Consider the following 25,962-nt stretch of genomic DNA (forward strand, 5'->3'; position numbering starts at 1 on the left):
ATCATCGCGCTGACCCATCGCTTCTATGAGGTCGACAAGGGCCAGGTGCTGGTGGGCGGCCACGACGTACGCGATGTGACCCTGGACAGCCTGGGCGCCACCATCGGCATGGTGCTGCAGGAGCCTTTCCTGTTCACCGGCACGATCGAGCAGAACATCCGCTACAACACCGAGAGCGCCACCACGCAGGACGTGATCGACGCGGCCAAGGCGGTCTCGGCCCATGACTTCATCATGCGCCTGCCCGAGGGCTACCAGACGATGCTGGGCCAGCGGGGCCGCAACATCTCAATGGGCCAGCGACAGTTGATCTCGTTCGCCCGCGCGCTGGTGGCCGACCCGCAGATCCTGATCCTCGACGAGGCCACGGCCAATATCGACAGCTTCACCGAACAGGCGATCCAGAAGGCGTTGAAGGTGCTGTTCGCCGGCCGGACCTGCATGGTCATCGCCCACCGGCTGGCGACGATCCGTGACGCCGACCGAATCGTGGTGCTGCAGCAGGGGCGCATCCTGGAGCAGGGACCCCATGACGCCCTGATGGCCAATGGCGGGCTCTACGCCCACCTCTACACCTCCGCGCATGCCTCCTTCGACGACCAGGTGGTGGCGGCGACCGGCGACGCGGAGTTCGCGACGCGGACTTGAGGGCTGGCGAGACCGGCGCGGTCTTGTAGGGTCGCCGCCTCGCCTCAGGGGACACCCATGCTTCGCACCGCCCTCACGCTCGCCCTCTTCGCCACCGCCGCGCAGGCCCAGGATTCCGGGCCGATCGATCCGGCGCGGCTTTCGTCGATCGTCAAAGTCATGGCGTCGCCGGAGTTCGAGGGGCGCGGGCCGGGCTCGGCGGGCGAGACCAAGACCATCGCCTATCTGACCAAGGAGTTCGCGGCGCTGGGCCTGGAGCCGGCCGGGGAGAAGGGCGCCTGGACGCAGGACGTGGCCCTGGTGAAGTTCGAGCTGCCGGGCGCCTCGGCCATCACGCTCAGCCAAGACGGGGTCGCCCGGCCCTTGGTGCGGGCCAAGGATATCTCGGTCACCACCATGCGGCCGGTGGACAGGGTGGCGATCAAGGACGCGCCGCTGGTGTTCGTCGGCTATGGCGTCGCCGCGCCGGAGCGGGGCTGGGATGACTTCAAGGACGTGGACCTGAAGGGCAAGATCGCCGTCATCCTGATCAGCGACCCGGACTTCGAGGCCAAGCCGGGCGAGCCGGTGGCCGGGACCTTCGGCGGCAAGGCGGCGACCTACTACGCGCGCTGGACCTACAAGTACGAAGAGGCCGCCCGGCGCGGGGCGCTCGGCGCCCTGATCGTCCATGAGGCGCCGGGGGCGGGATATGGCTGGTCGACGGTGATCGCCTCGAACGGCGAGGCCTTCGACATCGTCCGCGCCGACCCGGCCAAGGACAAGCTGCTGCTGCAGGGCTGGCTCACCCGTGAGGCCGCCGTTGAGCTGTTCGCCAAGGCGGGGCTGGACCTCGAGGCCCAGAAGGTCGCGGCGCGGACCAAGGAATTCAAGCCGGTGACCTTGAAGGGCGCCACCTTCTCGGCCGACTACGCCGTGGCCCACACCCAGGTGATCAGCCGCAACGTGATCGGCAAGCTGACGGGCGCCAAGCGGCCCGACGAGAGCGTGATGTTCTCCGCCCACTGGGACGCCTATGGCCTGGGCGCGCCCGACGCGGCGGGCAAGACCGACCGCCCCGGCGCCCTCGACGACGCCATTGGCGTGGCCGGGGTGATGGAGATCGCGCGGGCCTTCAAGGCCGGGCCACGTCCCGACCGGACGCTGGTCTTCGCCGCCTGGACCGCCGAGGAGCGTGGCCTGCTGGGTTCGGAGTACTTCGGCGTCCACCCGACGGTCCCGCTGGAGACCATGGCGGCCAACCTGACGATGGACGTGCTGCAGCCCGTGGGCCCGGCCAAGGACGTGGTGCTGATCGGGGCCGGCCAGAGCGAGCTGGAGGATCAGCTCGCCGCCGCCGCCAAGCGCCAGAACCGTACGGTGACCCCGGACGCCCATCCCGAGCGGGCGCTGTTCTACCGCGCCGACCATTTCAGCCTCGCGCGGCGCGGCGTGCCTGTGCTGCTGCTGATGGGATTGGGCGGCGGCCAGGACCTGATCGCGGGCGGCCGCGAGGCTGGCGAGAAGTGGGTCAGCGACTACACCGCCAACTGCTACCACAAGACCTGCGACGTCTGGCGGGCCGACTGGGACCTGCGCGGCGCGGCCCAGGACGTGGCCCTGCTCTACGACATGGGCAAGGAGACCGCCAACTCCACCGCCTGGCCGAACTGGAAGGCGGGGTCGGAGTTCAAGCCGCTGCGGGACGCCAGCGCGGCGAAGCGGAAGTAGCCCCTAGGCCAACGTCAGGATCACCGGGCCGCGGCGGGTGGCGACCAGGGTGTGCTCGTACTGCACCGTCGGCTGATGGCCGGGCGGGGTGAGGGTCCAGCCATCGTCGCCTTCCTCCACCCAGTCGGCGCCGAGCGACAGGAAGGGCTCGATGGTGAACACCAGGCCTTCGGGGATGCGGCGGGCGTCGCGCGGTTCGTACCAGGTGGGGATCTCGCCCGGGTCGTCGTGCAGCGAGCGCCCAACGCCGTGGCTGCCGAGATTGCGGACCAGGGTATAGCCGTGGCGGTCGGCGAAGGTCTCGATGGCCTTGCCGATCTCGTTGAGCTTGCCGCCCGGCCGCACCGCGCGAATGCCGCTCCACATGGCGCGGCGGCCGTCTCGGCATAGGCGCTCGATCTTGGCTGTCACCGGCGGCACCGCGAAGCTGGCGCCGGTGTCGCCGAAATAGCCGCCGAGCTCGGCGGAGACATCGATATTGACCAGGTCGCCGGCGGCCACCTTGCGGTCGTCGGGAATGCCGTGGGCGCAATCGGGGCCCACCGAGATGCAGGTCGCGCCGGGGAAATTATAGGTGAGCTCCGGCGCCGAGCGAGCGCCCTCCAGCTCCAGAAGACGGCGGCCCAGGTCATCCAGCTCGCGCGTGGTGATGCCGGGTTCCAGGGCCTTGCCCATGGCCTCCAGGGTGCGGGCGACGAGTTGCCCGGCGGCCTTCAGACCCTGCAGGTCGTCGTCGTTCTCGATGGTCATGGCCTAATCTCAAATTCGTCCGTCATTGGCTCCGGTTCCTGGCCCGGCGCGTGAGACCGACGGCCCACTTCAGAAGTGTCGCGGCTACGATGATCACGGCCGAGAATAGAACTATGAGCCAGCCAGCAAGGAACAGTCGCGAGTTCGTATCGGCTTGTGGTGCGTGCTCTGGAGGCAACGCGACCTGGACGGTCACGTCGGCGAACAGGCAGATTCCGAGCACGACAACCGCGAACGCCACTACCAGTCCAAGGGCGATTCTGTTGATCCACATTGCCTACAGGTCCGGGCGGATGACAGTCTTGCCGACCACGGTGCGGTTGGCCAGCGTGTCGAAGGCGGCCTGCCAGTCGTCGAGGGCGTATTCCGCGTGGACGCGGGGCTTCATGTGGGGGGCGAGGTCCCAGATGGCGGCGTTGTTCTCGGCGCCCTTTTCCGGGAGTTGGCGGCCGTATTCGCCGGCGCGCACGCCCATCAGCGAGATACCTTTGATCAGCGCGATGTTGACCGGCATGACCGGCAGCCGACCCGAGGTGAAGCCGATGGAGAGGATGCGACCGTTGAAGGCGATGCAGCGGATGCTCTCGTCGAAGACATCGCCGCCCACGGGGTCGTAGATCACGTCGGCGCCGCGTCCGCCGGTGATCTCCTTGACCCGCTCACGAAAGCCCTTGGTCACGTTGACGATGGCGTCGGGGGCGTAATCGCGCTCGATTATGGCCAGCTTCTCGTCGGAGGCCGAGGCGGCGATCACTTTGCAGCCGAGATGCTTGGCGAGATCTACGGCGGCCAGGCCCACGCCGCCGGCCGCGCCGTGAACCAGCACCCACTCGCCGGCCTCGACCTGGGCGCGGCGAACGAAGGCCACATAGGCGGTGAGGTAGGCCACGGCGTAGCCCGCCGCCTGGCTGAAGCTGAGCGAGGGGGGCTTGGCGCGCAGGGCCGCGGCGGGGGTCACGGCGTACTCGGAGAAGCCGCCGATCCGCGCGCCGCCGACCACCGCGTCGCCCAGTTTCCACCCGGTGACACCCTCGCCCAGGGCTTCGATCTCGCCCGCCAGCTCCAGGCCGGGGATGAAGGGGACCTGCGGCCTGTGCTGGTGCTCGCCTCTAGTCTGCATCAGGTCGGGGAAGTTGACGGCGGCGGCGCGGACCTTGATCCGCACCTCGCCGGCCTTCGGCTCGGGGGTGGGGATGTCCTTGACCACGCAGCCGGCGTAGTCGGGTTTCAATTCCTCAACGATCAGCGCGCGCAATTCTTCCCTCCAGGCCTTCCCGCACCAGACCCGCGATTTCGCGGCAGGCGGTGTCGGCGGCCGGGACCGCGCCGGTGAAGGCGGTGAAGGCGTGGGCCAGGCTATCGTAGCAGCGATAGATCACGGGCGACCCCGCGTCAGCCAAGAGACGGGCATAGGCCTCGCCCTGGTCGACCAGGGGATCGAAGCCGGCGGTGACGATCACCGCCGGCGCAAGGCCTGAGAGGTCGGGCGCGCGCAGGGGCGAGAGGGTCGGATCGGCGGGGTCGGCGTCGGGTCCCATGTAGTGGCCCATGAACCAGTCCATGGTCGCCGCCGAGAGCGGGAAGGCGTCGCCATAGGTGGTCATCGACTGGGTTTCGCTGGCGACGTCGACGCAGGGATAGATCAGGAGCTGCAAGGCCGGCTGCGGCTCGCCCGCGCGCTTCATCTCCTGACACAGGATGGCGGCGAAATTGCCGCCCATGGAATCGCCGCCGATGGCCGCGTGGCCGGCGGGCGCCCCGAAGTCCTGAGCATGATCACGGACATGGCGGTAGGCGGCCAACACGTCGTCCAGCCCTGCGGGGAAGCGATGCTCAGGCGCCAGGCGGTAGTCCACCGACACCACGGCGGCCCGGGCGACCTTGGCCAGGATCGTGCAGAAGGCGTCGCAGGTGTCGAGGTCGCCGATCACTCCGCCGCCGAAGTGGGCGAAGACCATGACGGAGGCGGCGGCGTCTTGGTTTTCAGGCCGATAGACGCGGGCGGGAATGGCGCCGGCCGGTCCGGGGATCGACAGCGGATCGACCGCCACGCCGGGTTCGCGATCGCCGCTCAGCGCGATCAGACCCTGGGTGTTTGCGCGACGGCCCTCCTCAGGCGACAGGCTGCTCATCGCCGGGCCGCGCGAGGCCTGGGCGGCCAGGAACTGGAAGCGGGGATCGAGGGTGCGGCCGCCGCGGTAGACCACGCCGCCGCCGGCCATCAGCCGCAGGATCGGCGAGGGAAGTGACAGCAGCGTTCGAACAAGGAACCGCTGGACCCTCTGGTCAGCCATCGACCTTCGCCTTGGGCAGGCCCTTGAGCCCACCTTGGATCATGGCGACAGCGAACTCCGTGGCGCCCTGCAGGTCCACTGGCCGGCGAGCCAGCATCTTCTCGCCGACCTCGCGGGCTATGGCGATACAGGAGACGGCCAGGTAGTCCGGGTCGGCGGCCGGCGCGCCGCCGCGGGCGATCTCCTCGATGATCGCGTCGCGGACCTCGTTGAACACCGCCTTCATCTCCGGCGTCTCGCCATGGACGTGCGGGTGGGTCTCGCCGGGGGGCCGCTGAGCCTCCCAGTTCTTGTGTACATCGGCCAGGAACAGGAAGTAGGCGCTGATGGCCGCCTGGAGGAACTCTTCCCAATTGGCGGATTGCGCGCGGTGAGCCTTCAGGATCGGCGCGAACTGTCGCGCGCCCTCGTCGGATAGGGCGACGTACACCTCATCCTTGGACTTGAAGTAATTGTAGAAGGTGCCCGCCGCGAGTCCGGTCCGCCGGATGATGTCGCGCACGGTGACGGTCTCGTAGCCCAGCTCGCCGAACACTTCACGGGCCGCATCGAGGATCGCCTGGCGGTTGGCGACCTTGGTCAGTTCGCGCTTGCCGGACGGGAGGTAGGCGACTTCGGACATGAAACAGGGACTCAAGGAAAACGTGACACGCGTCATTGTAGTCACGACATGACGTCCGCGCCAACGCCTAGCGCGTGGGACGGGATCAGACCGCCGGCGCGCCGCGCAGCGGGCTGGGCGCGTCGCAGCGGGCGCGGCACTGGCCCCAGCTGGACGGGCATTCGTCGGCGCTGTCTCCCGCCAGGCAGAAATAGTAGCTGCGCGCGCAGCTCAGCCGGCACGCCCCGCCGTCGCTCGCCACGGGCCGGGCCAGGGGCGCGAGCATGGGCGGAAGCGGCGTCGGGGTCGACGCCCAGGCCTGCGGCGCCTCGATCTTCGCGCCGCCGCGACGGGCGTCGGCGGATTCCTTGGTCAGGCCGTCCAGCGACCCCGGGGTCGAGGGAACCACGATCCGGCCGCCCTGGAACTGCGGCTCGGCGGCGGGCCGGGCCTGCTGCGCCCCAGCCGGACCGGCGGCCAGCACCACGAGGCTGAGGAGGAAGGGCAGGAGACGCATTGCGTCATCCTGGCGGCGACCGGCTTAAGACCTGGTTAACCATGACCCTCAGACGGTGCGGGCGGCGCGGTCCTTGGCGTTGGTGGCCGAGATCGCTTCACGGGCGGCGGTCCACTGCGCGTCGCCCCAGGCGCGCAGGCCCGAGAAGTTGCCGCCCGAGGCCTGCCACGCCGCGCCGTCGATGGCGATGGTCTGGCCGTTCACATAGGCCGACAGCGGATGCAGCAGGTAGACGGCCAGGTTGGCTAGCTCCCGCATCTCGCCCACCCGGCCCATGGGATGGCCGCTCATGTCGGAGTAGGCGCCGCCGGTTTCGTCGCTTCGCCCGGGATTGAGCCGCGCGCTCATGCCTTCCGTGGGGAAGGGGCCAGGCGCGATATTGTTCAGCCGGATGCCGTGGCCGCCCCACTCGACGGCCAGGGACTGGCTCATGGTGGCGATGCCGGCTTTCGACATGGCCGAGGGCACGGTGTAGGGGCCGCCGTTCCAGACCCAGGTGGTCAGGATGGAGATCACCGAGGCGTGCTTGCCCTCCGCAATCCAGCGCTTGCCGCAGTCGAGCGTCATGAAGAACGAGCCGCGGAAGACGATGTTGGCGATGGCGTCGAAGGCCCGCGGCGACAAATCCTGGGTGCGGCTGATGAAGTTGCCGGCGGCGTTGTTGACCAGGCCGGTCAGCGCGCCACCGTCGGCCCAGACCTTGTCCAGCATCTCGGAGATCGCCTCAGGCACGCGAATGTCGCAGGCATGGCCCACGCATTTTCCGCCGTGCGCGGCCATCAGCTCCTTGGCGGTGGCCTCGACCACCCCGCCGCGGCGGCCGCAGATATAGACCTCGGCGCCCAGCATCAGGCATGCCTCGGCCATGACCTTGCCCAGGCCCGTGCCGCCGCCGGTGATAAGGATCCGTTCGCCGGTCATCAGGCCGGGCTTGAACATCAGGTCGTCGTGGGTGAGTTCGGCCATGGCGCTTCCTCCATCTGTTGGAGGAAGTCGGCGCGCCTGACGCTAGGGCGGTCAAGCGGGGAGGCCTCGACGAAAAAGGGGCCGCCTCTCGGCGGCCCCTTCTACAAAGCTACTCTTCCTCGGGTACTAAAACTCTTCCCAGCTGTCATCGTCGCCATGCGGCGCGGACGCGAGGGCGGTGTTCCCACGGCTTTGCGGGCGTTGCGGTGCCTGGCTGCGTTGCGGCGGTGGGGCATGGCGGGCGACCGGGGCCGCCTGGCCGCCACTGACCTTGAAGCGGGCCACGAGGCGGGCCAGTTCCTGGGCTTCGTCGGCGAGGACGCGGCTGGCGGCGGTCGATTCCTCGACCATGGCGGCGTTCTGCTGAGTGACCTGGTCCATCTGGTTGACGGCGGTGTTCACCTGGCCAAGGCCGAGGGCTTCTTCCTTGGCGGAGGCGGCGATCTCGCCGACCACGTTGGAGATCTCGGCCACCTGGCGGACGATGCGTTCCAGGGCCTTGCCGGTCTCGCCGACCAGGTTCACCCCTTGGGCGACCTGCTGGGACGAGGCCGAGATCAGGGCCTTGATCTCCTTGGCGGCTTCCGCCGAACGCTGGGCGAGCGCCCGCACCTCGGAGGCGACGACGGCGAAGCCGCGGCCGGCTTCCCCGGCGCGAGCCGCCTCGACGCCGGCGTTGAGCGCCAGCAGGTTGGTCTGGAAGGCGATCTCGTCGATGACGCCGATGATCTGGCTGATCTGCTTGGCCGACCCCTCGATCTGACCCATGGCGTCGATGGCGCGGCTGACGATGACGCCGCCCTCTTCCGCGTCCGTCTTGGCCGCCGCGACGGCCTCGCGGCCGTGGCTGGCGCCGTCGGAGGTCTTGTTGACCGTGGCGGTGATCTCATCCAGCGCCGCGGCGGTCTCTTCCAGCGTGGCGGCCTGGTGTTCGGTGCGGCGCGACAGGTCGTCGGCCGAGTGGCTGATCTCGCCGGCGCCCGACTGGATGGACGCCGTGGCGCTGGCGATGGCGCGCATGGCCTCTTCCAGCTTGGCTGAGGCGGCGTTGAAGTCGTCGCGCAGCTTGCGGTAGTCGCCCGGGAATTCGCGTTCCAGGCGGAAGGTCAGGTCGCCGGAGGCCAGGCCGTCCAGGGCCTGTGCCAGGGAGTTGACGACCATGGCCTGTTCCTCGGCGATGGCCGCGGCGGCCTCGGCGCTTTGGCGGCGGGTGGTCTCGGCGGCGGCCTCGGTCTGCTCGTGCTCCTGGCGCAGCTTCTCCAGGTGCAACTGGTTGTCGCGGAAGATGGTCAGCGACGAAACGATCGCGCCCAGCTCGTCCTTGCGCTCCAGGGCGTTCAAATCGATGGCGTTGTCGCCGCGGGCCAGGGCCTCGGTGGCGCTGGCGATCTTCCTGACGTCCTTGCGCAGCATGGTGGTCAGCGCCCAGGCCAGGGTCCCGGCGATCAGCAGGGTCGCCAGGGCGGCGATCAAGGTCATGCTCTGGGCGGTGTTGGCGCGGTCTTCGCTGGCCTTGGCGTTGGCGTCGGTCTGGGCCTGGCCGGCCTGAACGATCTTGTTCAGGGTGCCGGTCATGTTGGAGTATTCTTCCTCGAACGGCGCGGCGAAGCCGGCGGCCGTGCCGAAGTCGGTGGTGATCATCGCCGCGATGACATCCAGGGCGTCGCGGGTCTGCTTCAGGGCCTTCACCAGATCGGCGAAGTTCTTCTTCTGGGAGGCGGGCGCGTTGGCCTGGATCGCCTGGACTTCCTTGGTGATCGCGTCGACCTCGGCGAGCAGAGCCTGGCTCTTGCCCTCGATCTTGTCGGTCTCGATCGCCGCCGCCTGGTGGGTCAACAGGAAGTAGAGCTCACCGTGCACGGCGGTGATCCGCTCCGAGACCTTCTGTAGGCGAAGGGTGTTGGGCAGGTCGGTGCGAACGACCCGTTCAAGGTCGGCCGCCTGGCCGCGTTGGATCACCACCGCGCCGCCGGCCATCAGGGCCAGCATCACGAGGGCGAAGGCGGGTGCGAAACCGATCTTTACGATCAGCGGCAGGTCCACAAGCCGAAGGCGCTTCACTTCCGATATCCCCCAGAAGGACGATTAGCATTTCAAACACCATGCCGTGAGGTTGCTAACCAATCGTCACTGAAACCGGGTTTCCCGAGAGGTCACGCGCGCCCGCGTCCTATAGAGACGTTGAGCATAGGCGCCAGAATGTCGCACCCTCTTTACTTAACATTAACCTCAAATCAGTTCGCCGACTCAGATTCCTTTAACCTGAATCCGGCATAGAGGGGTTGCGTCCGTAATCTAGAAAGGAGTGGGGCATGAAGAACTTCATCAAAATCGTTGGGGGTGTCACCCTTTGCCTGGCGTTCGCCGGCGCGTCATCCGCGGCAGACTTCCAAGCCAGCATGAGCAAGTGCCTGACCAAGCACGCGAACACTCGCGATGCGGCCATGGTCATGCTCGAGTGCACGGCTGACGCTGGCAAGCTCTCGGGCTGCAAGGTCCTTGAAGACAACAAGGCCGGCAAGGGTTTCGACAAGGCGGCGCTTTGCGTGGCCGAGGCCCTGCCGATGGGCACGAAGACCGGGACCGTGAAGGTTCCGATGCGCTTCCCCGGCGGCGCCTAACTCGCGCCACCAAGAATTTCGTATTCTTGCACATTGCGCCCCCGGCTCAGGCCGGGGGCGTTTTGCGTTCCGAGGCTAGTTGTTCACGCGGCCTAGCAGCGCCTGGGCGGCGGCGGGCGCGCGAACTTTTCCCTCGTGGATGACATAGGCGAACACGTCGCGCGGCCCCTCGGCTGGACCGGTGCGGTCCACAGGCGGCAGATCGCCGGGAACCTGACCCTTCGAGTAGGCGGTGAAGCGCTCGGCCCAGGCGTCGAGCTCGCTGTCAGGATAGGCCGTCTCGATATCGTCGGAGCCCGTCATCAGCCGCGAATAGACGAAGTCGGCGGTGATGTCGGGGATCAGCGGGTGGACTTCATGATCGGCGACGCAGATGGCCACGTTGCGTTCGCGGCACATCTCGACAAAGGCCGGAACCGCGAAGCTGGCGTGGCGCACCTCGACCACGTGGCGCAGGGCCAAGCCCTGGAGGGTCTTGGGCAGCAGGTCTAGGAAGCTCTGGAAGTCGTCGGGGTCGAACTTCTTGGTCGCCATGAACTGCCAGAGGATCGGGCCAAGCCGGTCGCCCAGCTCGACGATCCCCTGGGTGAGGAACTTCCGCATCGACTCCTCACCCTCGGCGAGGACGCGGCGGTTGGTTGCGAACCGCGAGGCCTTCACCGAGAAGACGAAGCCGTCCGGAGTAGACGCCGCCCACTTGGCGAAGGTTTCGGGCTTCTGGCTGGAATAGTAGGTGGAGTTGATCTCCAGGGTGTTCAGGCGGCGACTGGCGTAGTTCAGCTCATCGGCGTGCTTCAACCCCTTGGGATAGAACACCCCGCGCCAGGGTTCGAAGGTCCAGCCCCCGATCCCCGCCCTGATCAAGCCCTTGCCAGCCATCTCGCCCCTCACTTCCGATCGGACGCGGTCGCGTCACGGGTCTGCTTGAACTCCGAGCCCTCTTTCCAGGCCGGCCAATCGGTAGAGTTGGCGAGCTTGCGGCCCAGGTCCAGCATCAGTCCTCCGTCCAGGACCAGGCCCTCGTAGCTCCAGTCAGCGCTCACTTCGTCCGACGGCTGATGATACTTGTCGGCGGTGTAGGCGCGGGCGTAGGCGTCGCCCGCCGCCCTGCCGCCGTTCACCAGGTCGCGGCCCGAGCCGAAGGAGATGGCCGGCACGCCGCGCTTGGCGAAGGAGAAGTGGTCTGAGCGGAAGAAGCTGCCCGCCTCGGGACGCGGGTCGGGGGTGTAGTAGCGGCCCTTGGCCTTGCCGACGGCGATCAGGTCGTCCTGCAGGGTGGATGCGGCGTTGCCCGAGGAGCCGAAGTCCTTGGCCGGGCCGGCGACGGACAAGGCGTCCATGTTGATGTTGGCCACCGTCGTGCCCAGCGGATAGAGCGGCGCGTCGGCGTAGTATTCGGAGCCGAGCAGACCCTTCTCCTCGGCGGTCACCGCCAGGAACACGACGGAGCGATCAGGCTTGGCACCCTGGGCGAAGGCGCGTCCGATCTCGATCATGACGGCGATGCCGTCGGCGTTGTCGACGGCGCCGTTATAGATCTTGTCGCCCTTGGCGTCCGGCAGCCCGACGCCCAGGTGATCCCAGTGGGACGAGTAGATCAGGGTCTCGTCCGGCCGCTTGGCGCCGGGGATCAGCCCGACCACGTTCTTGGAGACGATCTTCTGGGCGTCCACGGCGTAGTCGATGGAGATCGTCGCGCCGGTCAGGGCCACCGGCTTGAAGGCGCGGGTCTTGGCCTGGGCCTTCAGCGTCTCGAAATCGAGGCCCGCGGCCTTGAACAGCGCCTTGGTCTGATCAAGCTGAACCCATCCCTCGATGGGGGCGTGGGCCTCCGTCGGCGTGGCGCGGATGATGTCGAATATGACGTTGGTGTTGGAGTTCTTGACCGTCGGCCAGCCATAGGAGGCGCCGGCGGTTTCGTGGATCACCAAGAAGCCGATCGCGCCCTGGCGCGCGGCCTCCTCGTACTTGTAGGTCCAGCGGCCATAGTAGGTCATGGCCTTGCCCCCGAATTCGCCTTCCCCGCCTTCGAAGTCGGGGTCGTTGACGAGGACCAGGGCGATCTTGCCCTTCAGGTCCACGCCTTTGAAGTCGTCCCACTTGCGCTCGGGCGCGGTGACGCCGTAGCCGACGAAGACGATGGGGGCGTCCTTGACGGTGACGCGGTCCACGCCCGTCTGGGCGGCGCGGATGGCGATCTCCTCGCCCTGTTTCCAGCTTTGGGTCGCGCCGCCGCTGGTGACGCTGACGGCGACGGGGCCCTTGGTCTCGAAGCGCGCCAGGGGCACGTCCTGGGTCCAGGCGCGCTTGCCGTCCTTCAGGTCGCCGCCGGGCTGCAGGCCCGCGGCCCTATACTGCTCGGCGATGTAGGCGACCGTCTTCTTCTCGCCCTCCGTGGCGGGTCCACGGCCCTCGAACGCGTCCGAGGCCAGGACCTTCACATGGCCGGCGATCTTGCCGGGATCGAGATCGGCGGCGAAAGCCTGACCGGCGAAAATCGCCCAAGCCGACGCGCCAGCGAGGAGAAACTGTTTCATGGATCACTCGAAGAGGGGACGGGAAATGCGGCAGGACCCTAGATCGGGCGATGCGGCGGCGGAAGGCGCTTTTGCGCCTCCAATCGCGTCGTCAATGTGGCCGGCCCTCGGTCGCGCCGACCCAAAGTCGCGTGCGTCCAGGCGTGCTATGGGCTAGGCCCTCGCCACCACGCATGGTCGCCGCTGTGGTTAAGCTTTTTTAATGTGACTGGCCTGCAATCGTCACGACGTCGTACTATGTACAGAACTACCGATACAAAGACTTGGATCGCGCCTCCCCATGGCCGGGAACTCCCGGCCGGCGATGTCCGGGTCGCCGACAGACGAAAAGAATGATGCGCCCAGCCTCTCTCGCAGCCGGCCACATGGCCTTGGCCTGCCTCGCGCTCGCGGGTTGCGCCTCGACACGCGATGTCGACACGCGCCTGCCCGGCGCCTACGAGCTGCCGGCCAAAGTGTCCGCGGGCCCGCCCGCCGGCGCCGCGGCGCTGGACACGTGGTGGGTCGCGTTCAACGACCCGCAACTTACCAGCCTGATCGAACAGGCGCTGGCCGCGAGCCCCGACGCTCGATCGGCCGCGGCTCGGCTGAAGGAGGCCCGCGCCCAGCGCGCCGGGGCGCTCACCGCCTTCCTGCCCCAGGGCAATGCCCGGGGCGCGACCTCGAAGACCGAGAACGAAGTCGTTGACGGCACCGTGGTCAACATCCCCGGCTTCTCGTCCAGCGGGTCGAGCGAGAGCCAGTCGGCGACCTTCGACGTGACCTGGGAGATCGACCTGTTCGGCCGGGTGTTCGCCGCCCGCCGCGCCGCCAACGCCGAGATCGCCGCCGCGCGCCTCGACTATGAGGGCACGCGCGCCAGCCTCGCGGCCAGCGTGGCCGACAGCTATTTTCAGGCGCGGGGCCTCGCGATCCAACTGGCCGACGCCCGCGAAAGCGTCCGCATCCAGGAGAGCTTGGCCCAGGTCGCCCAGACCCGCGCCGAACGGGGCATCGCTTCGCGCTCGGACGAGGACCGGGTGGCCGGCGACCTTGCTCAGGCCCGCGCCCAGGCCGAGGGTCTTGAGGCCGAGCTTCAGGCGCAGCGCCGCACGCTGCTGATCCTCGTCGGGCGCGGGATCGAGCCGACCGCGAACCTGCCGGTCGACGCCCAGGCCGGCGAGATCCCCGAGGTCCCCGCGAGCCTGCCCGGCGAGCTGCTGACCCGGCGCCCCGACGTGCGCCAGGCCGAGGCCATGCTGGTCTCGTCCCTGGGTCGGCGCGACTACGCGCGGTTGGCCTTCCTGCCGACCTTCAAGCTGGCGCCGGGAATTGGCGTCCAGAAGACTGAGCAACCGGGCTACTCGGCGACGATCCAGAGCTGGACCCTGGGCGGCAATGTCACCATTCCCATCCTGGATATCCCGCGCCTGCTGACCGAGCTGAAGGTGCAGGACGCGAAGGTCGAACAGGCCGCGATCGCCTATGAGAAGGCGGTGCAGGTGGCCTATGGCGAGGCTGAGAACGCCATGGTCCAACTCGCCGCCGACCGTCGGCGCGCCGAACTTCTGGACGCCGGCGAGGACCGCGCCGAACGCGCCTATGAGGCCGCTCGAAAGGGCTACGCCGCGGGCCTGACCGATCTGCAGACGGCGCTGGGCGCCGAACAATCCTGGCGCGCCGTGCGGGCTCAGGAAACCGGCGCCCAGGTCCAGGGCCTGCGCCGCGCCGTCCAGACCTATAAGGCGCTCGGCGGCGGATGGCCGCTTGAGACCGCCCCCACCAACAAGAAGGCGCGCTGACGTGACGAGATCCAAACTCCTGCTGGCTGTCACGGTCGCGGTCGCCGTCCTGGGCCTAGCGGCCTGCGGCAAGAAGCCCGCCCCCAAGACCGACGCCGCGGCCCAGGCCCGCGCGGTGCGGGTCGTACGCGTCGAGCAACGCGCCATCACCGGGGCGCTCACGGCCTCGGGGGTGCTGGTCCCCCGCGAGGAAGCCGCCGTCACCGCCGAGGTCACCGGCTATCGCGTGGCCCGCGTGCTGGTGGAGGAAGGCGCCTATGTCCGCGCCGGCCAAACCCTGGCGCAGCTGGACGGCGCCCTGATCGGCGCCCAGGTGGAGCAGCAAAAGGCGCTGGCCGCCCAGGCCGCCGTCAACGCCGAGCAGGCCGAGCAGGAAGCCGCCCGTGTGAAGGGCCTCGACGGCCAGGGAATTCTTTCGGACGAACAGATCGCCCAACGCAGGTTCCAGGCGCGCGCGGCGCGCGCCAACGCCACCGCCCAGGCCGCGGCCTATCGCGACGCCACCACGCGGGCCGGCAAGCTCGCCGTCACCGCCCCGGTCTCAGGCGTGGTGCTGGAGCGCACCGTGCGGCCGGGCGACCTGTCGGCCGGGGGCGCGACCCCCTGGTTCCGCATCGCCCGCGACGGCCAGATCGAACTGCAGGCCGAACTGGCCGAGGATGATCTCGCCAAGGTCCGGGTCGGGTTGCCGGCCATGGTCACCCTGCCCAACGGCGCCAGCGTGCAGGGCGCTATCCGTCTGGTCTCGCCCCAGATCGACCCGCAGACCAAGCTGGGCTCGGTCCGGGTCCGCCTGCCGGTGCGCGGCGACATTCGCTCGGGCGGCTTCGGCCGCGCCCTGTTCGCCGACGCGGGCGGCGTCAGCCTGACCATCCCGGAGAGCGCGATCCGCTATGACGCCGATGGCGCCAGCGTGATGGTCGTGGGCTCCGACAACAAGGTGAAGCGCGTGGCCATCAAGGCCGGGGCGCGGGGCGGCGGTCTGGTGGCCCTGGTCCAAGGGCCGCCGGTCGGAACCCGCGTCGTGCAGAACGCGGCGGCCTTCCTGCTGGACGGCGACCGCGTGCGGCCGACCGAGGCCGCCGCGACGCCCGCCGCGCCCAGCAAGGCGGCGACCCGATGACCTCCGGCCATTCTCCTTCGGACGGCGGCGGGACGCGGATATCCGCCTGGGCGATCCAGAACCCGATCCCCGTGGCGGTGCTGTTCATCGCCATGGTTCTGGCCGGGATCTTCTCCTACGGCGGGCTGCCGGTGAAGCAGTTCCCGAACGTGCAGTTCCCCATGGTCGCGGTCACGGTGACCCAGAGCGGGGCCGCCCCCGGCGAGATGGAAACCCAGATCACCCGTCCCATTGAGGACGCGATGTCGGGCATCTCCAACGTCAAGAATATCTACTCGACGGTGACGAACGGGGTCTCCACCACCAGCATCGAGTTCGAGCTGGGCGAGGACCTGCAGAAGAAGACCGACGACGTCCGCTCCCGGGTCGACCAGGCGCGCGCCGTCCTGCCCCGCGAGATCGACGAGCCGACGATCACCCGGGTGGAGTTGGACAGCCAGCCGATCCTGACCTACGCGGTCGCCGCGGAGGGCATGTCCGACAGCCAACTTTCATGGTTCGTCGACGACTCGGTCTCACGCACCTTGCAGGCCCAGAACGGCGTGGCGCAGGTCGCCCGCGTCGGCGGCGTCAGCCGCGAGATCAACGTCATCGTCGATCCAGACAAGCTGGCGGCGCGTGGCCTGACCGCCGCCCAGGTCAACAACGCCCTGCGCAGCGTCGACCTGGACGCCTCCGGCGGCCGGGTGATGATCGGCGGACGGGAACAGACCCTGCGGGTGCTTGGCTCATCCGAAACCCTGGACGCGCTGCGGGCGCTCACCGTGCCCACCCCGAGCGGCGGCTATGTGCGTCTGACCGACATCGCCCAGATCGGGGACGGCTCGGGCGAGGTCCGCGGCTTCGCGCGGCTGAACGGGCGCCCGGTGGTCGGTTTCCAGGTCATGAAGACCCGCGACTCCAGCGACGTGGCGGTCGACGACAACGTGGTCGCCGCCCTTGCCAAGATGGAGACGACCCACAAGGGCGTGTCCTTCACGCGCATCTTCTCCTCGGTGGATGAGACACGGGCCAGCTTCCACGCCACTCAGAACGTCCTGTTGGAAGGCATGCTGTTGGCCGCCCTGGTGGTGTTCATTTTCCTGCGCGACTGGCGCTCGACGATGATCACCGCCTTCGCAATGCCGGTGTCTCTGATCCCCACCTTCTTCGTGATGAACCTGCTCGGGTTCTCGTTGAACGTGGTCACCCTTCTGGCCCTGACCCTGGTGATCGGGATCCTCGTCGACGACGCCATCGTCGAGATCGAAAACATCGAGAAACGTGTCGCCCGCGGCATGCGGCCGTTCCAGGCCGCCATGGAAGGCGCCGACGCCATTGGTCTGGCGGTGGTGGCCACCACCATGGCCATCGTCGTGGTGTTCACGCCGGTGTCCTTCATGAAGGGCATGGCGGGACAGTTCTTCCGCGAGTTCGGGCTCACGGTTTCGGTGGCCGTGATCTTCTCGTTGGTGGTCGCGCGGCTGCTAACGCCGCTGATGGCGGCCTATCTGATGAAGCCGATCGCCCATCCGCGTCCGCAGAAGGAGTTCAAGGGTCTCTACCGCGACACCCTGGAATGGGCGCTGGATCACAGGATCATCGCCAGCATCGTCGGCGGGGTACTGTTTGTCGGCTCGATCATGCTGGTGCCGCTGCTGCCCAAGGGCTTCCAGCCGGCCGGCGATCCCGACTATCTCTATGTGAACATCCAGGGTCCGCCCGGCGCCGGCGCCGCGGCCATGGAGGACACGGTCGGCCAGATCACCCGGATCTTCCAGGCCCAGCCCGAAGTGACCGGCGTCTTCGCCCAGGTGGGTTCCACCGTCTCTGCGGGCGGCCCAGGTGGTCCCGGCAGCGGCAGCGACCTGCGCGACGGCACGGTCACCATCCTGCTCAACACCAAGCGCTCGGTGACGGGCGATGAGTTGAAGGCCCGCGTCCGCGACCAGCTCCGCGCGGTCCCCGACGCCCGCGTCGGCTTCTTGGACTTCCAGGGCGGCGCCGGGTTCCAGCAGATCCTGGCCAGCGAGAACCCCGAGGCTCTGCAGGCCACGGCCCTGGAACTCGAGCGTCAGATGCGGACCATAGACGAACTCGCCGATCCGCGTCCCTCGACCCCGCCGACCGGTCCCGAGGTGGTCATCCGGCCCCGCGCCGACGAGGCCGCGCGCCTGGGGGTGTCGGTGGAGACCATCGCCCAGATCGCCCGGGTCGCCACGGTGGGCGACATCGACGCCAATGTGGCCAAGCTGAACGACGGCGAGCGGCGAATCCCGATCCGCATCCGCCTGCCCGCCGACGCGCGAGGCGACATCGAGCGCATCCGGACGTTGCGGGTGCCGACCGGGTCCGGCGGGGTGACGACCCTGGACGCCGTGGCCGACGTGGAGTTTCAGGCCGGCCCGGCCAAGATCGACCGCCTGAACCGCAAGCGCCAGATCACCGTCCAGGCCGAACTGAACGGCGTGGAGCTGGGCGAGGCCAACGCCGCGGTCCAGAAGCTGCCGATCATGAAGAACCTGCCAGCCGGGGTCGGTCCCGCCGAAACCGGCCAGCTCGAGGCGATGACCGAGCTGTTCAGCTCCTTCGGCCTGGCGATCTTCGCCGGGGTCTCGATGATCTATGGCGTGCTGGTCCTGCTGTTCAAATCGTTCTTCAAACCGATCGTCATCCTGTCGGCCCTGCCGCTGGCGGTGGGCGGGGCGTTCATGGGCCTGCTGATTTTCGGCCTATCGCTGTCGATCCCCTCGCTGATCGGCTTCCTCATGCTGCTGGGTTTGGCGGCCAAGAACTCCATCCTGCTGGTTGAGTACGCCATCGAGCGCGAGCGCGACGGCATGCCCCAGCGCGAGGCGCTGATCGAAGCCTGCCGCGAGCGGGCGCGGCCCATCGTCATGACCACCATGGCTATGGCCGCGGGCATGCTGCCCACCGCCTTCGCCCTGGAGAAGGGCGCGGAATTCCGTCAGCCCATGGCGGTGGCGGTGATCGGGGGCCTGATCACCTCGACCCTGCTGTCGCTGGTGCTGGTGCCGGTGGTCTACGAGTTCGTCGACGACTTCGAGAACTGGCTCAAGCCGAAGCTCGCCAAGCTGACGACACCCCGCGAGGCCGCGCCGACTTCGGCTGTTCCAGAGGACAAGCTCTAGACGGGCGACGCTTCCGAAGTGGATCAGACCTCTTCGCGAAGGACCCTGGCGAACAGCTCCGGGTCGACATTGCCGCCGGACAGAACGAGGCCCGTGACGCCGTCGAAGGCGACCTTGCCGGCCAGCAGGGCGGCGAGGCCCACCGAGCCGCCGGGCTCGACCACCAGCTTCAGCACTGAGAAAGCGTAGCGCATCGCGCTCGCCACCTCGGCGTCGGTGACCAGGGCGACGTCGGCCACGGTCTTCTGCAGCACCGGGAAGGTGAGCGCGCCGGGCGCGGGGCTCTCCAGAGCGTCGCAGAGGGAGCGGGTGGAGGGCGTCAGGGTGACGCGTTCGCCCTTCCGCAGGGATCGCAGGGTGTCGTCGAAGCCCGCCGGCTCGACGCCGATGATGGCGGTGGAGGGCGATAGGGCCTTCACGGCGGTGGAGACGCCCGCCAGCAGGCCACCGCCGCCGATGGGGCAGGTCACCACGTCGAAGGTCACGCCCAGCGCCTGGGCCTGGCGCACCAGTTCCAGCCCGACCGTGCCCTGGCCCGCGATGATGTCCGGATCGTCGAAGGCCGGGACGACCACGCAGCCGCGCTCGGCGGCGATCTGGTCAGCGATGGCGACGCGGTCCTCGGTGAGGCGGTCATACAGCTTGATCTCGGCGCCATAGCCCCGGGTCGCTTCGACCTTCACGCCGGGCGCGTCGGAGGGCATGACGATCAGGGCCGGCATGCCCAACAGCCTGGCCGCCAACGCCACGCCTTGGGCGTGGTTGCCGGAGGAGAAGGCCACGACGCCGCGCGCCCGCTCTTCGGCCGAGAGCTGGACCAGGCGGTTATAGGCGCCGCGGAACTTGAAGGCTCCGACCCGCTGCAGGGTCTCGGGCTTGATCAGCACCCGTCGGCCGAGCCTGTCGTTCAGCGCCGGGCTCTCCATCAGCGGTGTCTCGACGGCCTGACCCTTCAGGCGAATGGCGGCGGCTTCGATGTCGGCCAGCGTCACGCTCACCTGGCGAACACCATGGCGTCGTCGGCGAAGGCCTTGAACTCGATGGCGTTGCCCGAGGGGTCGAGGAAAAACATCGTCGCCTGCTCTCCAGGCTCGCCTTCGAAGCGGATCTGCGGCTCGATGACGAACTTCGTGCCGGCGGCTTCCAGCTTGCCGACCATCGCCTGCCACTCCGGCAAGGTCAGGATCGCCCCGAAGTGGCGGACCGGAACGTCCTGTCCGTCGACGTCGCTGGTCGAGCGATGGCCGATCTCGTCGGGGGCCAGGTGGGCGACGATCTGGTGGCCGAAGAAGTCGAAGTCGATCCAGTCGGGGCTGGATCGTCCCTCCGGACAGCCCAGCAGCCCGCCGTAGAAGGCGCGCGCCTCGGCGAGGTCTCGGACAGGGAAGGCGAGGTGGAAGCGGGGCCGGGTCATGGGCTGAATCATAGCCCGCCGCAGCCTCGCGCGCGAGGCGGGGCTTGACGCGCCGACCCCGCGCTGGTCTACACCCGCCGAACGGCTGCCCGTCGCCCGAAGGCGCTGGCCGCTGCTTCCTAAAATCGATTGCATCCACCTGCCGAGTGCCTGTCGAAGGGCGTGGTTGGATTATCTCGGCAGGCCGGGAGATCGTATCTGCATGGCCAATGTGACCGTGATCGGCGCCCAGTGGGGCGACGAGGGCAAGGGCAAGCTCGTCGACTGGCTCAGCAACCGCGCCGACGTGGTGGTGCGGTTCCAGGGGGGGCACAATGCCGGCCACACCCTGGTGGTGGGCAATCAGGTCTACAAGCTCTCACTGCTGCCGTCAGGCGTGGTCCAGGGCAAGCTCTCGGTGATCGGCAACGGCGTCGTGGTCGATCCCTGGCACCTGCTGGAAGAGATCGCCAAGCTGGGCTCGCAGGGGGTCAAGATCACCCCGGACCTGCTGGTCTTGGCCGACAACGCCGCCCTGATCCTGCCGCTGCACCGGGACCTGGACCAGGCGCGCGAGGCCGCGGCGGTCAACAAGATCGGCACCACGGGCCGGGGCATCGGCCCGGCCTATGAGGACAAAGTCGGCCGCCGCGCCATTCGCGTGGGCGACCTGGCCGACCGCGACGCCCTGGAAGCCAAGATCGACCGCCTGCTTGCCCACCACACGCCGCTGCGCCGGGGTCTGGGCCTGCCGGAGTACGACGGCGCAGAACTGCTGGCGGCGCTGGAGGAGATCGGGCCTAAGGTCCTGCCCTTCGCCCAACCGGCCTGGCGCCTGCTGGATCAGGTGGTGAAATCGGGCAAGCGCGTGCTGTTCGAGGGCGCGCAGGGCGCCCTGCTGGACGTCGACCACGGCACCTATCCCTACGTGACGTCGTCCAACACCGTGGCCGGCCAGGCCGCGGCGGGATCGGGCCTGGGGCCCAAGGGCCCGGGCTTCGTGCTGGGAATCGTCAAGGCCTACACCACCCGCGTCGGCGAGGGCCCGTTCCCCACCGAGCTGTTCGACGAGATCGGCGAGCACCTGGGCACGGTGGGCAAGGAGTTCGGCGTGGTCACCGGACGCCCGCGCCGCTGCGGCTGGTTCGACGCGGTGCTGGTGCGCCAGTCGGTGGCGCTGAACGGCATCGACGGCATCGCGCTGACCAAGCTCGACATCCTGGACGGCCTGCCCAAGCTGAAGATCTGCGTGGGCTACAAGCTGGGCGACAAGACCTTCGACTACCTGCCGGCGGGCCTGAAAGCCCAGTCCGCCCTCGTTCCGATCTATGAGGAGATGGACGGCTGGAGCGAGAGCACGGCCGGCGCGAGGTCCTGGAAGGATCTGCCCGCCAACGCCGTCAAGTATGTCCGCCGGGTCGAGGAACTGATCGGTGCGCCGGCGGCCATGGTCTCGACAAGCCCGCAGCGGGACGACACGATCATGGTCCGAGATCCGTTCCAGGACTGAGGCGTCAAGGCGATCTTAAGGACGTTGGGTCAAGACTTCGCCTGGAGTCCTGGAGCCGCCGCCTCGTGTTCAACGACGATTTCAAGCTGATCCAGCGGATGGCGCCGCTGATGCAGAAGGTGCTGATCGTCGATCCGGCGCCAGCCAGCGCGCGGCTGCTCGCCGAACTGATGCGCGGCATCGCCCCGGTGCAGCTCTGGAACGCGACGTCGACGCGCAAGGGCCTGGAGGCCGCGCGTCAGGTCAATCCGCAGATGATCTTCGTGGAGTTGTCGGGTCTGGACGTCGACGGGGTCGACTTCACGCGCCAGCTTCGCAAGTCCGAGGCTGGCTGCCGAATGGCGCCGGTGATCATGATCACCGCCACGGCGACGCCCTCGGCGATCATGGCCGCCCGCGACGCCGGCGTTCACGAGTTTCTGCGTAAACCCTATACGGCCAAGGATCTGCTGCGACGCCTCGAAGCGGTCACCCTGCGGCCGCGCGACTGGGTCGAGGCGGTGCAGTACATCGGCCCCGATAGGCGGCGTTTCAACTCCGGCGACTATACCGGCCCGCTGAAACGCCGTTCCGACGCCACCTCCACCACCGACGAAGCGCGGGTCACCCAGGCGCTGAAAATCCTGAAGGCCGCGGTGCCCGCTGTCGCATCCGATCCTCGCCAGGCCATGCGCGCCATGCTGGCCCAGATGGTCGAGCTGCACCGCGCGGCCAATAGCTTGAAGGACCTGAAGCTGGCGGCCATGGCCACCGACTTCCAGCGCTACCTCGCCATCGTCAGCGAACGCGGCGTCATGGACCAGGCCGAGATCGCCCGCGAGGCCGAACCCCTGCTGGCCCTGCTGCCCAAGGAAGATGCCGAGGCCGCGGCCTAGAACTCCGCCGACAGGGTCAGCTGCACCGTCCGCGGCGGACCGGGGCGGAAGCTGGCCAGCGTGGTGGTCGTGGTGTTGATCGTGCCCAGATAGTCCTCATCGAGGATGTTATCGATGTTGAGCCGAAACTTGAGACGGCTCAGCGGCCCCTCGCCCAGTTCGCCGATATCCATGTAGGCGTTCCAGACGGTGTAGCCCTTGGTGGTCTCCGAGTTGATGAAGTTGGTGTCGCGCTGGGAGATGTGGCGGGCCGACAGGTTGAACAGCGCCCAATCGGTGGGTTCGAAGGTCACGCCGCCCTGGAACACGAGATCGGGGAAGTCGGGGACCGACTTGCCGGCGATCGGCACGATGGTGGTCACGCCGCCGGCCACGGTGGCGTAGTTGTCTTTGAATTCCGCCCGGTTGTAGGACAGGTTTCCGTTGAAATAGACCTTGCCGGCGAACAGGTCGGGCTTCCATTGGCCCGAGAACTCCGCGCCGTGAGCGGCCACCTCGCCGACGTTCTGGAAGAAGGTCTCGGTGGTGGTCGATCCGGGCACCACCGACGAGAAAGACTGCAGGCGGTTGAAGAAGCTGGTCTTGTACAGCACGAACGAGGCGTTGAACGTCGGGCGGTTGGTGCGGACGCCCAGCTCCCAGTTCTTGGCGGTCTCGGCTTCAGGCGCCGGGACCAGCGGACTGGCGGCGGAGAAGACGTCGTCGGCGCCGCGGGGCAGGGCCATGTTCTCGGCGTAGGAGCCGAAGATCTGGTCGCGGCCGGTGATGTCGTAGACCGCGCCCACCTGCGGCAGGAAGTTGTCCTCCCACTTGGCCTTGATGGTCGGACGCCGCACGGCGATGTAGTCGCCCGGATTTCGCGCGCCGGTGATCTCGTAGTCGATGTTCAGCGCCTTGAAGCCAAGGTCCAGCTTGAGCCGGTCGTCCAGCAGGCTGATGACGTCCTTGACGAAGAGTTGGGTGGTCTTGCGGGTGGAAACGAAGTCCCGCTGGCGGTGGACGTATTCGGTCAGCAGCGGCTCGCCGTCAGGGTTGCCGCCGGCATGGTTAAATCGGTTCTGAGTGCGGTGGTAATAGTCGTCCTCGTACCAGCCGCCGACCTGGACGGTGTGGTTGGCGACTCGCCATTCCAGCCGCCCGCTGATCCCCTTGCGATCGCCGTCGACGGTGGAGAGGCCGTACTGAAGGCCCTTGGGCGCGAACAGGCCAGGAATGATCAGCCGCTGGGCGTTGTAGGCGGTCAGCGAGGTGGCGTAGGCCTCGGGCGAGACGCCGTAGCCCTGCTTGTCCTCGTAGTAGCCTGTAACCGAAACATCGATGTTCTCGCCGATCGGCGACTTGGCGGTGAGCGCGTAGAGGTAGTCGGTCCGCGAGTTGATCGCCTGCTTGTAATACTGGTTGTAGAGGGCGTTGGAGTAGGTGACCCCCGCAGCGGCCGGGGTCAGGACCGGGACGTAGTTGAGATACGGGAAGTAGCGGCCCTTGCGTCCGAACGCGTCGCCCGCCAGGCCGAGATACTGCGCCTTGGTGATCGCCGGCGAGTCGAAGTCGAAATAGTCATTGTAGATCGCTTGGAAGGTGAGATCGGCGCCGCCCTCGAACTGGTAGCGGATCTTGCCCTCGATGTGCTCGCGGTCGATGGTCCCGGCCCCGCGCCACAGGTCTGACTGAATGTCCGAGCGCGCGATATAGGCCGACCAGCCCTTGTGAACCCCGGTGTCGAGCCGCAGGAAATTCCGGAACAGGCTGTCGGACCCCATGGTGAAGCTGGCCCGCGCGCCGGCGTTCTCTTTCGGCGGCGTGGTGAAGTAGTCGACGATGGTGCCCAGCGATGCGTAGCTGGGCAGGCTGACGTCGCCCGCGCCCGACGAGGCCTGGACTCGCAGCAGGTTCTCGTTGTCCACGTAGCGATAGATCGGCGAGCCGCCGAACTGGTCGGAACGCCCCATGGGGATGTCGTCCAGCAGGAAGCCGATCTGGGTGAAGGAGAAGGCCCGCACGGTCACCGAGTTGCCGAACTCGTACATGCCGAGCGCATCGTTGGCCTGGACGTTGAAGCCCGGCAGGCTCTCCAGCATCTTGAGGCCGGTGATGCCGGCCGGGGCCGAGAGCAGGGCCTCGCGCGTGATCGACACCGTGGCGGTGGTCTCGTCGGTGCCGATGGCGACAGCGGCCTCGGAGACCCGGCGGCCGGTGACCACCAGTTCGTCGACCTGCTGCGCCAAGGCGGCGGAGGCCGGCGCGGCCAAGGCGCCGGCGAGCAGCAAGGCGCGCAGGCCGACGTGCGGCGCATTCAGAGTTTTCATGACTATCCCCATCCTTGTTAGGTTGAGGATGCTGCGGCGCAACACAGTTGTGACAGGCAGAAATGGCGCCGCGACCACCGACGTCTTCTAACGGTTACGGATTGGTCAGGCGGCGCCAATCCCTTGCACAGCTTACCTTGGCGTCAACGCCCGCATACGACGAAGCCGCCGCGGGGGACCCGCGACGGCTTCAATTCCATAGGCCGACCGTCTAGGCGTCGACGAGATTCTTGGCCTCGGCGGCGGCCTTCATCGACTTCTGCAGTTTCTCGAAGGCTCGGACCTCGATCTGGCGGACCCGCTCGCGGCTGACGCCGTATTGCGAGGCCAGGTCTTCCAGGGTGGTCGGGCTGTCCTTCAGTCGGCGCTCGGTCAGGATATGACGTTCGCGGTCAGTGAGCTCGGTCATGGCGTCCTCGAGCAGGCTCATGCGGATGGTCCGCTCCTGGTTCTCGGCGACATAGGTCTCCTGGCTGACGGCGGTCTCGTCCTCCAGCCAGTCTTGCCACTCGCTTTCGCCGTCCACGCGCAGGGGCGCGTTCAGCGAGGCGTCGGGGCCCGACAGCCGGCGGTTCATCGAGATCACCTCGGAGTCCAGCACGCCCAGCTTGGTGGCGATCTGGCTCACTTGGTCAGGATGCAGGTCGCCTTCCTGGAAGGCGCTGATCTGGCTCTTGGCCTTGCGCAGGTTGAAGAACAGCTTCTTCTGCGCCGCCGTCGTGCCCATCTTCACCAGGCTCCAGGACCGCAGGATGTATTCCTGGATTGAGGCGCGAATCCACCACATGGCGTAGGTGGCCAGGCGGAAGCCCTTGTCGGGCTCGAACTTCTTCACCGCCTGCATCAGGCCCACATTGCCTTCGGAGATCACTTCCCCGATGGGCAGGCCGTAGCCGCGATAGCCCATGGCGATCTTGGCCACCAAGCGCAGGTGGCTGGTGACGAGCCGATGGGCGGCGTCGGAATCCTCATGCTCTTTCCAGGCCTTGGCGAGCATGAACTCCTCGTCCTTGGCCAGCATGGGAAACTTACGAATTTCAGTCAGATACCGACTGAGGCCGCCTTCCGGCGACATCACGGCAAGCACATTGGCTGCGGCCATGGAAAATCCCCTCGATTCTTAGCGGACTTCCGGGTCGCTCGGCGCACACGTGCGCGAGACCATCCGCCCCTCCAAACCACAAATAGGTATTGGTGGT

Annotated in this window: 21 protein-coding genes; 8 read left to right on the top strand and 13 right to left on the bottom strand. The window is 67.9% G+C overall.

The features are described 5' to 3' along the window. The coding region (locus RMO04_RS15020) for an ATP-binding cassette domain-containing protein (protein WP_309645579.1) at positions 1–648 on the top strand (648 nt) is incomplete at its 5' end. A gap of 57 nt (positions 649–705) precedes the next feature. Beyond that, complete coding sequence (locus tag RMO04_RS15025; protein ID WP_309645580.1) at positions 706–2,358, top strand: M28 family metallopeptidase; 1,653 nt, start codon at positions 706–708, stop codon at positions 2,356–2,358. 3 nt (positions 2,359–2,361) lie between these two features. Here the strand turns inward: RMO04_RS15025 and map are convergent, their stop codons facing one another. From map to RMO04_RS15060, 7 genes are all read right to left on the bottom strand, one after another. Next, entirely contained in the window at positions 2,362–3,108 is a 747-nt protein-coding gene (gene map / locus RMO04_RS15030; protein WP_309645581.1) for a type I methionyl aminopeptidase, read from the bottom strand. A gap of 277 nt (positions 3,109–3,385) precedes the next feature. After that, positions 3,386–4,363 carry an NADPH:quinone oxidoreductase family protein gene (locus RMO04_RS15035; RefSeq protein WP_309645582.1) on the bottom strand — a complete coding sequence of 326 codons (978 nt, stop codon included), beginning with the start codon at positions 4,361–4,363 and terminating at the stop codon, positions 3,386–3,388. Next, positions 4,344–5,402 carry an alpha/beta hydrolase gene (locus tag RMO04_RS15040; RefSeq protein WP_309645583.1) on the bottom strand — a complete coding sequence of 353 codons (1,059 nt, stop codon included), beginning with the start codon at positions 5,400–5,402 and terminating at the stop codon, positions 4,344–4,346. Before RMO04_RS15040 ends, RMO04_RS15035 begins: the two co-directional genes overlap by 20 nt. Then, a complete protein-coding gene (locus RMO04_RS15045; RefSeq protein ID WP_309645584.1) occupies positions 5,395–6,024 on the bottom strand; it encodes a TetR/AcrR family transcriptional regulator in 630 nt (209 codons plus the stop codon). Before RMO04_RS15045 ends, RMO04_RS15040 begins: the two co-directional genes overlap by 8 nt. Before the next feature lie 85 nt (positions 6,025–6,109). Beyond that, positions 6,110–6,520: a hypothetical protein gene (locus RMO04_RS15050; RefSeq protein ID WP_309645585.1), complete on the bottom strand. Its 411-nt coding sequence runs from the start codon at positions 6,518–6,520 to the stop codon at positions 6,110–6,112. A gap of 48 nt (positions 6,521–6,568) precedes the next feature. Continuing rightward, the gene (locus RMO04_RS15055) at positions 6,569–7,486 is read right to left on the bottom strand and encodes an SDR family oxidoreductase (protein ID WP_309645586.1); all 918 of its coding nucleotides are present in this window, start codon (positions 7,484–7,486) and stop codon (positions 6,569–6,571) included. 126 nt (positions 7,487–7,612) lie between these two features. Next, positions 7,613–9,547 (bottom strand): methyl-accepting chemotaxis protein, encoded by a 1,935-nt coding sequence (locus RMO04_RS15060; protein WP_309645587.1) that lies wholly within the window; start codon positions 9,545–9,547, stop codon positions 7,613–7,615. A gap of 251 nt (positions 9,548–9,798) precedes the next feature. On the opposite strand from RMO04_RS15060, the gene RMO04_RS15065 reads away from it, so the two are divergent. Beyond that, positions 9,799–10,107: a hypothetical protein gene (locus RMO04_RS15065; protein ID WP_309645588.1), complete on the top strand. Its 309-nt coding sequence runs from the start codon at positions 9,799–9,801 to the stop codon at positions 10,105–10,107. 75 nt (positions 10,108–10,182) lie between these two features. Here RMO04_RS15065 and RMO04_RS15070 read toward each other — a convergent pair whose 3' ends face one another. Next, positions 10,183–10,986 (bottom strand): DUF72 domain-containing protein, encoded by an 804-nt coding sequence (locus RMO04_RS15070; protein WP_309645589.1) that lies wholly within the window; start codon positions 10,984–10,986, stop codon positions 10,183–10,185. A gap of 8 nt (positions 10,987–10,994) precedes the next feature. After that, on the bottom strand, positions 10,995–12,644 hold the full coding sequence (locus RMO04_RS15075) for a M28 family metallopeptidase (RefSeq protein ID WP_309645590.1): 1,650 nt from the start codon (positions 12,642–12,644) through the stop codon (positions 10,995–10,997). Positions 12,645–13,009: 365 nt separating this feature from the next. On the opposite strand from RMO04_RS15075, the gene RMO04_RS15080 reads away from it, so the two are divergent. The 3 genes from RMO04_RS15080 to RMO04_RS15090 are packed head-to-tail and all read left to right on the top strand — an operon-like array spanning position 13,010 to position 18,679. Continuing rightward, entirely contained in the window at positions 13,010–14,425 is a 1,416-nt protein-coding gene (locus RMO04_RS15080; RefSeq protein ID WP_309645591.1) for a TolC family protein, read from the top strand. A gap of 1 nt (position 14,426) precedes the next feature. Next, positions 14,427–15,548, top strand: a complete 1,122-nt coding sequence (locus RMO04_RS15085; protein ID WP_309645592.1) for an efflux RND transporter periplasmic adaptor subunit — start codon at positions 14,427–14,429, stop codon at positions 15,546–15,548. Then, positions 15,545–18,679 (top strand): efflux RND transporter permease subunit, encoded by a 3,135-nt coding sequence (locus RMO04_RS15090; RefSeq protein ID WP_309645593.1) that lies wholly within the window; start codon positions 15,545–15,547, stop codon positions 18,677–18,679. The genes RMO04_RS15085 and RMO04_RS15090 overlap by 4 nt, the downstream gene beginning before the upstream one ends. Before the next feature lie 23 nt (positions 18,680–18,702). On the opposite strand, the gene RMO04_RS15095 is transcribed toward RMO04_RS15090, so the two are convergent. Both RMO04_RS15095 and RMO04_RS15100 read right to left on the bottom strand, forming a co-directional pair. Next, a complete protein-coding gene (locus RMO04_RS15095) occupies positions 18,703–19,677 on the bottom strand; it encodes a threonine/serine dehydratase (protein WP_309645594.1) in 975 nt (324 codons plus the stop codon). Beyond that, positions 19,674–20,093 (bottom strand): VOC family protein, encoded by a 420-nt coding sequence (locus tag RMO04_RS15100; protein ID WP_309645595.1) that lies wholly within the window; start codon positions 20,091–20,093, stop codon positions 19,674–19,676. Before RMO04_RS15100 ends, RMO04_RS15095 begins: the two co-directional genes overlap by 4 nt. A 202-nt stretch (positions 20,094–20,295) precedes the next feature. Here RMO04_RS15100 and RMO04_RS15105 point away from each other — a divergent pair, with 202 nt between their 5' ends. Then, on the top strand, positions 20,296–21,582 hold the full coding sequence (locus RMO04_RS15105; RefSeq protein WP_309645596.1) for an adenylosuccinate synthase: 1,287 nt from the start codon (positions 20,296–20,298) through the stop codon (positions 21,580–21,582). Positions 21,583–21,647: 65 nt separating this feature from the next. After that, the gene (locus RMO04_RS15110; RefSeq protein WP_309645597.1) at positions 21,648–22,457 is read left to right on the top strand and encodes a response regulator; all 810 of its coding nucleotides are present in this window, start codon (positions 21,648–21,650) and stop codon (positions 22,455–22,457) included. Here RMO04_RS15110 and RMO04_RS15115 read toward each other — a convergent pair. After that, complete coding sequence (locus RMO04_RS15115; protein WP_309645598.1) at positions 22,454–24,763, bottom strand: TonB-dependent receptor; 2,310 nt, start codon at positions 24,761–24,763, stop codon at positions 22,454–22,456. The genes RMO04_RS15110 and RMO04_RS15115 overlap by 4 nt on opposite strands. Before the next feature lie 211 nt (positions 24,764–24,974). Beyond that, entirely contained in the window at positions 24,975–25,865 is an 891-nt protein-coding gene (gene rpoH / locus RMO04_RS15120; RefSeq protein WP_309645599.1) for an RNA polymerase sigma factor RpoH, read from the bottom strand. Positions 25,866–25,962 lie beyond the last annotated feature (97 nt).

The organism is Phenylobacterium sp. (assembly GCF_031412415.1).
Lineage (GTDB): Bacteria > Pseudomonadota > Alphaproteobacteria > Caulobacterales > Caulobacteraceae > Phenylobacterium.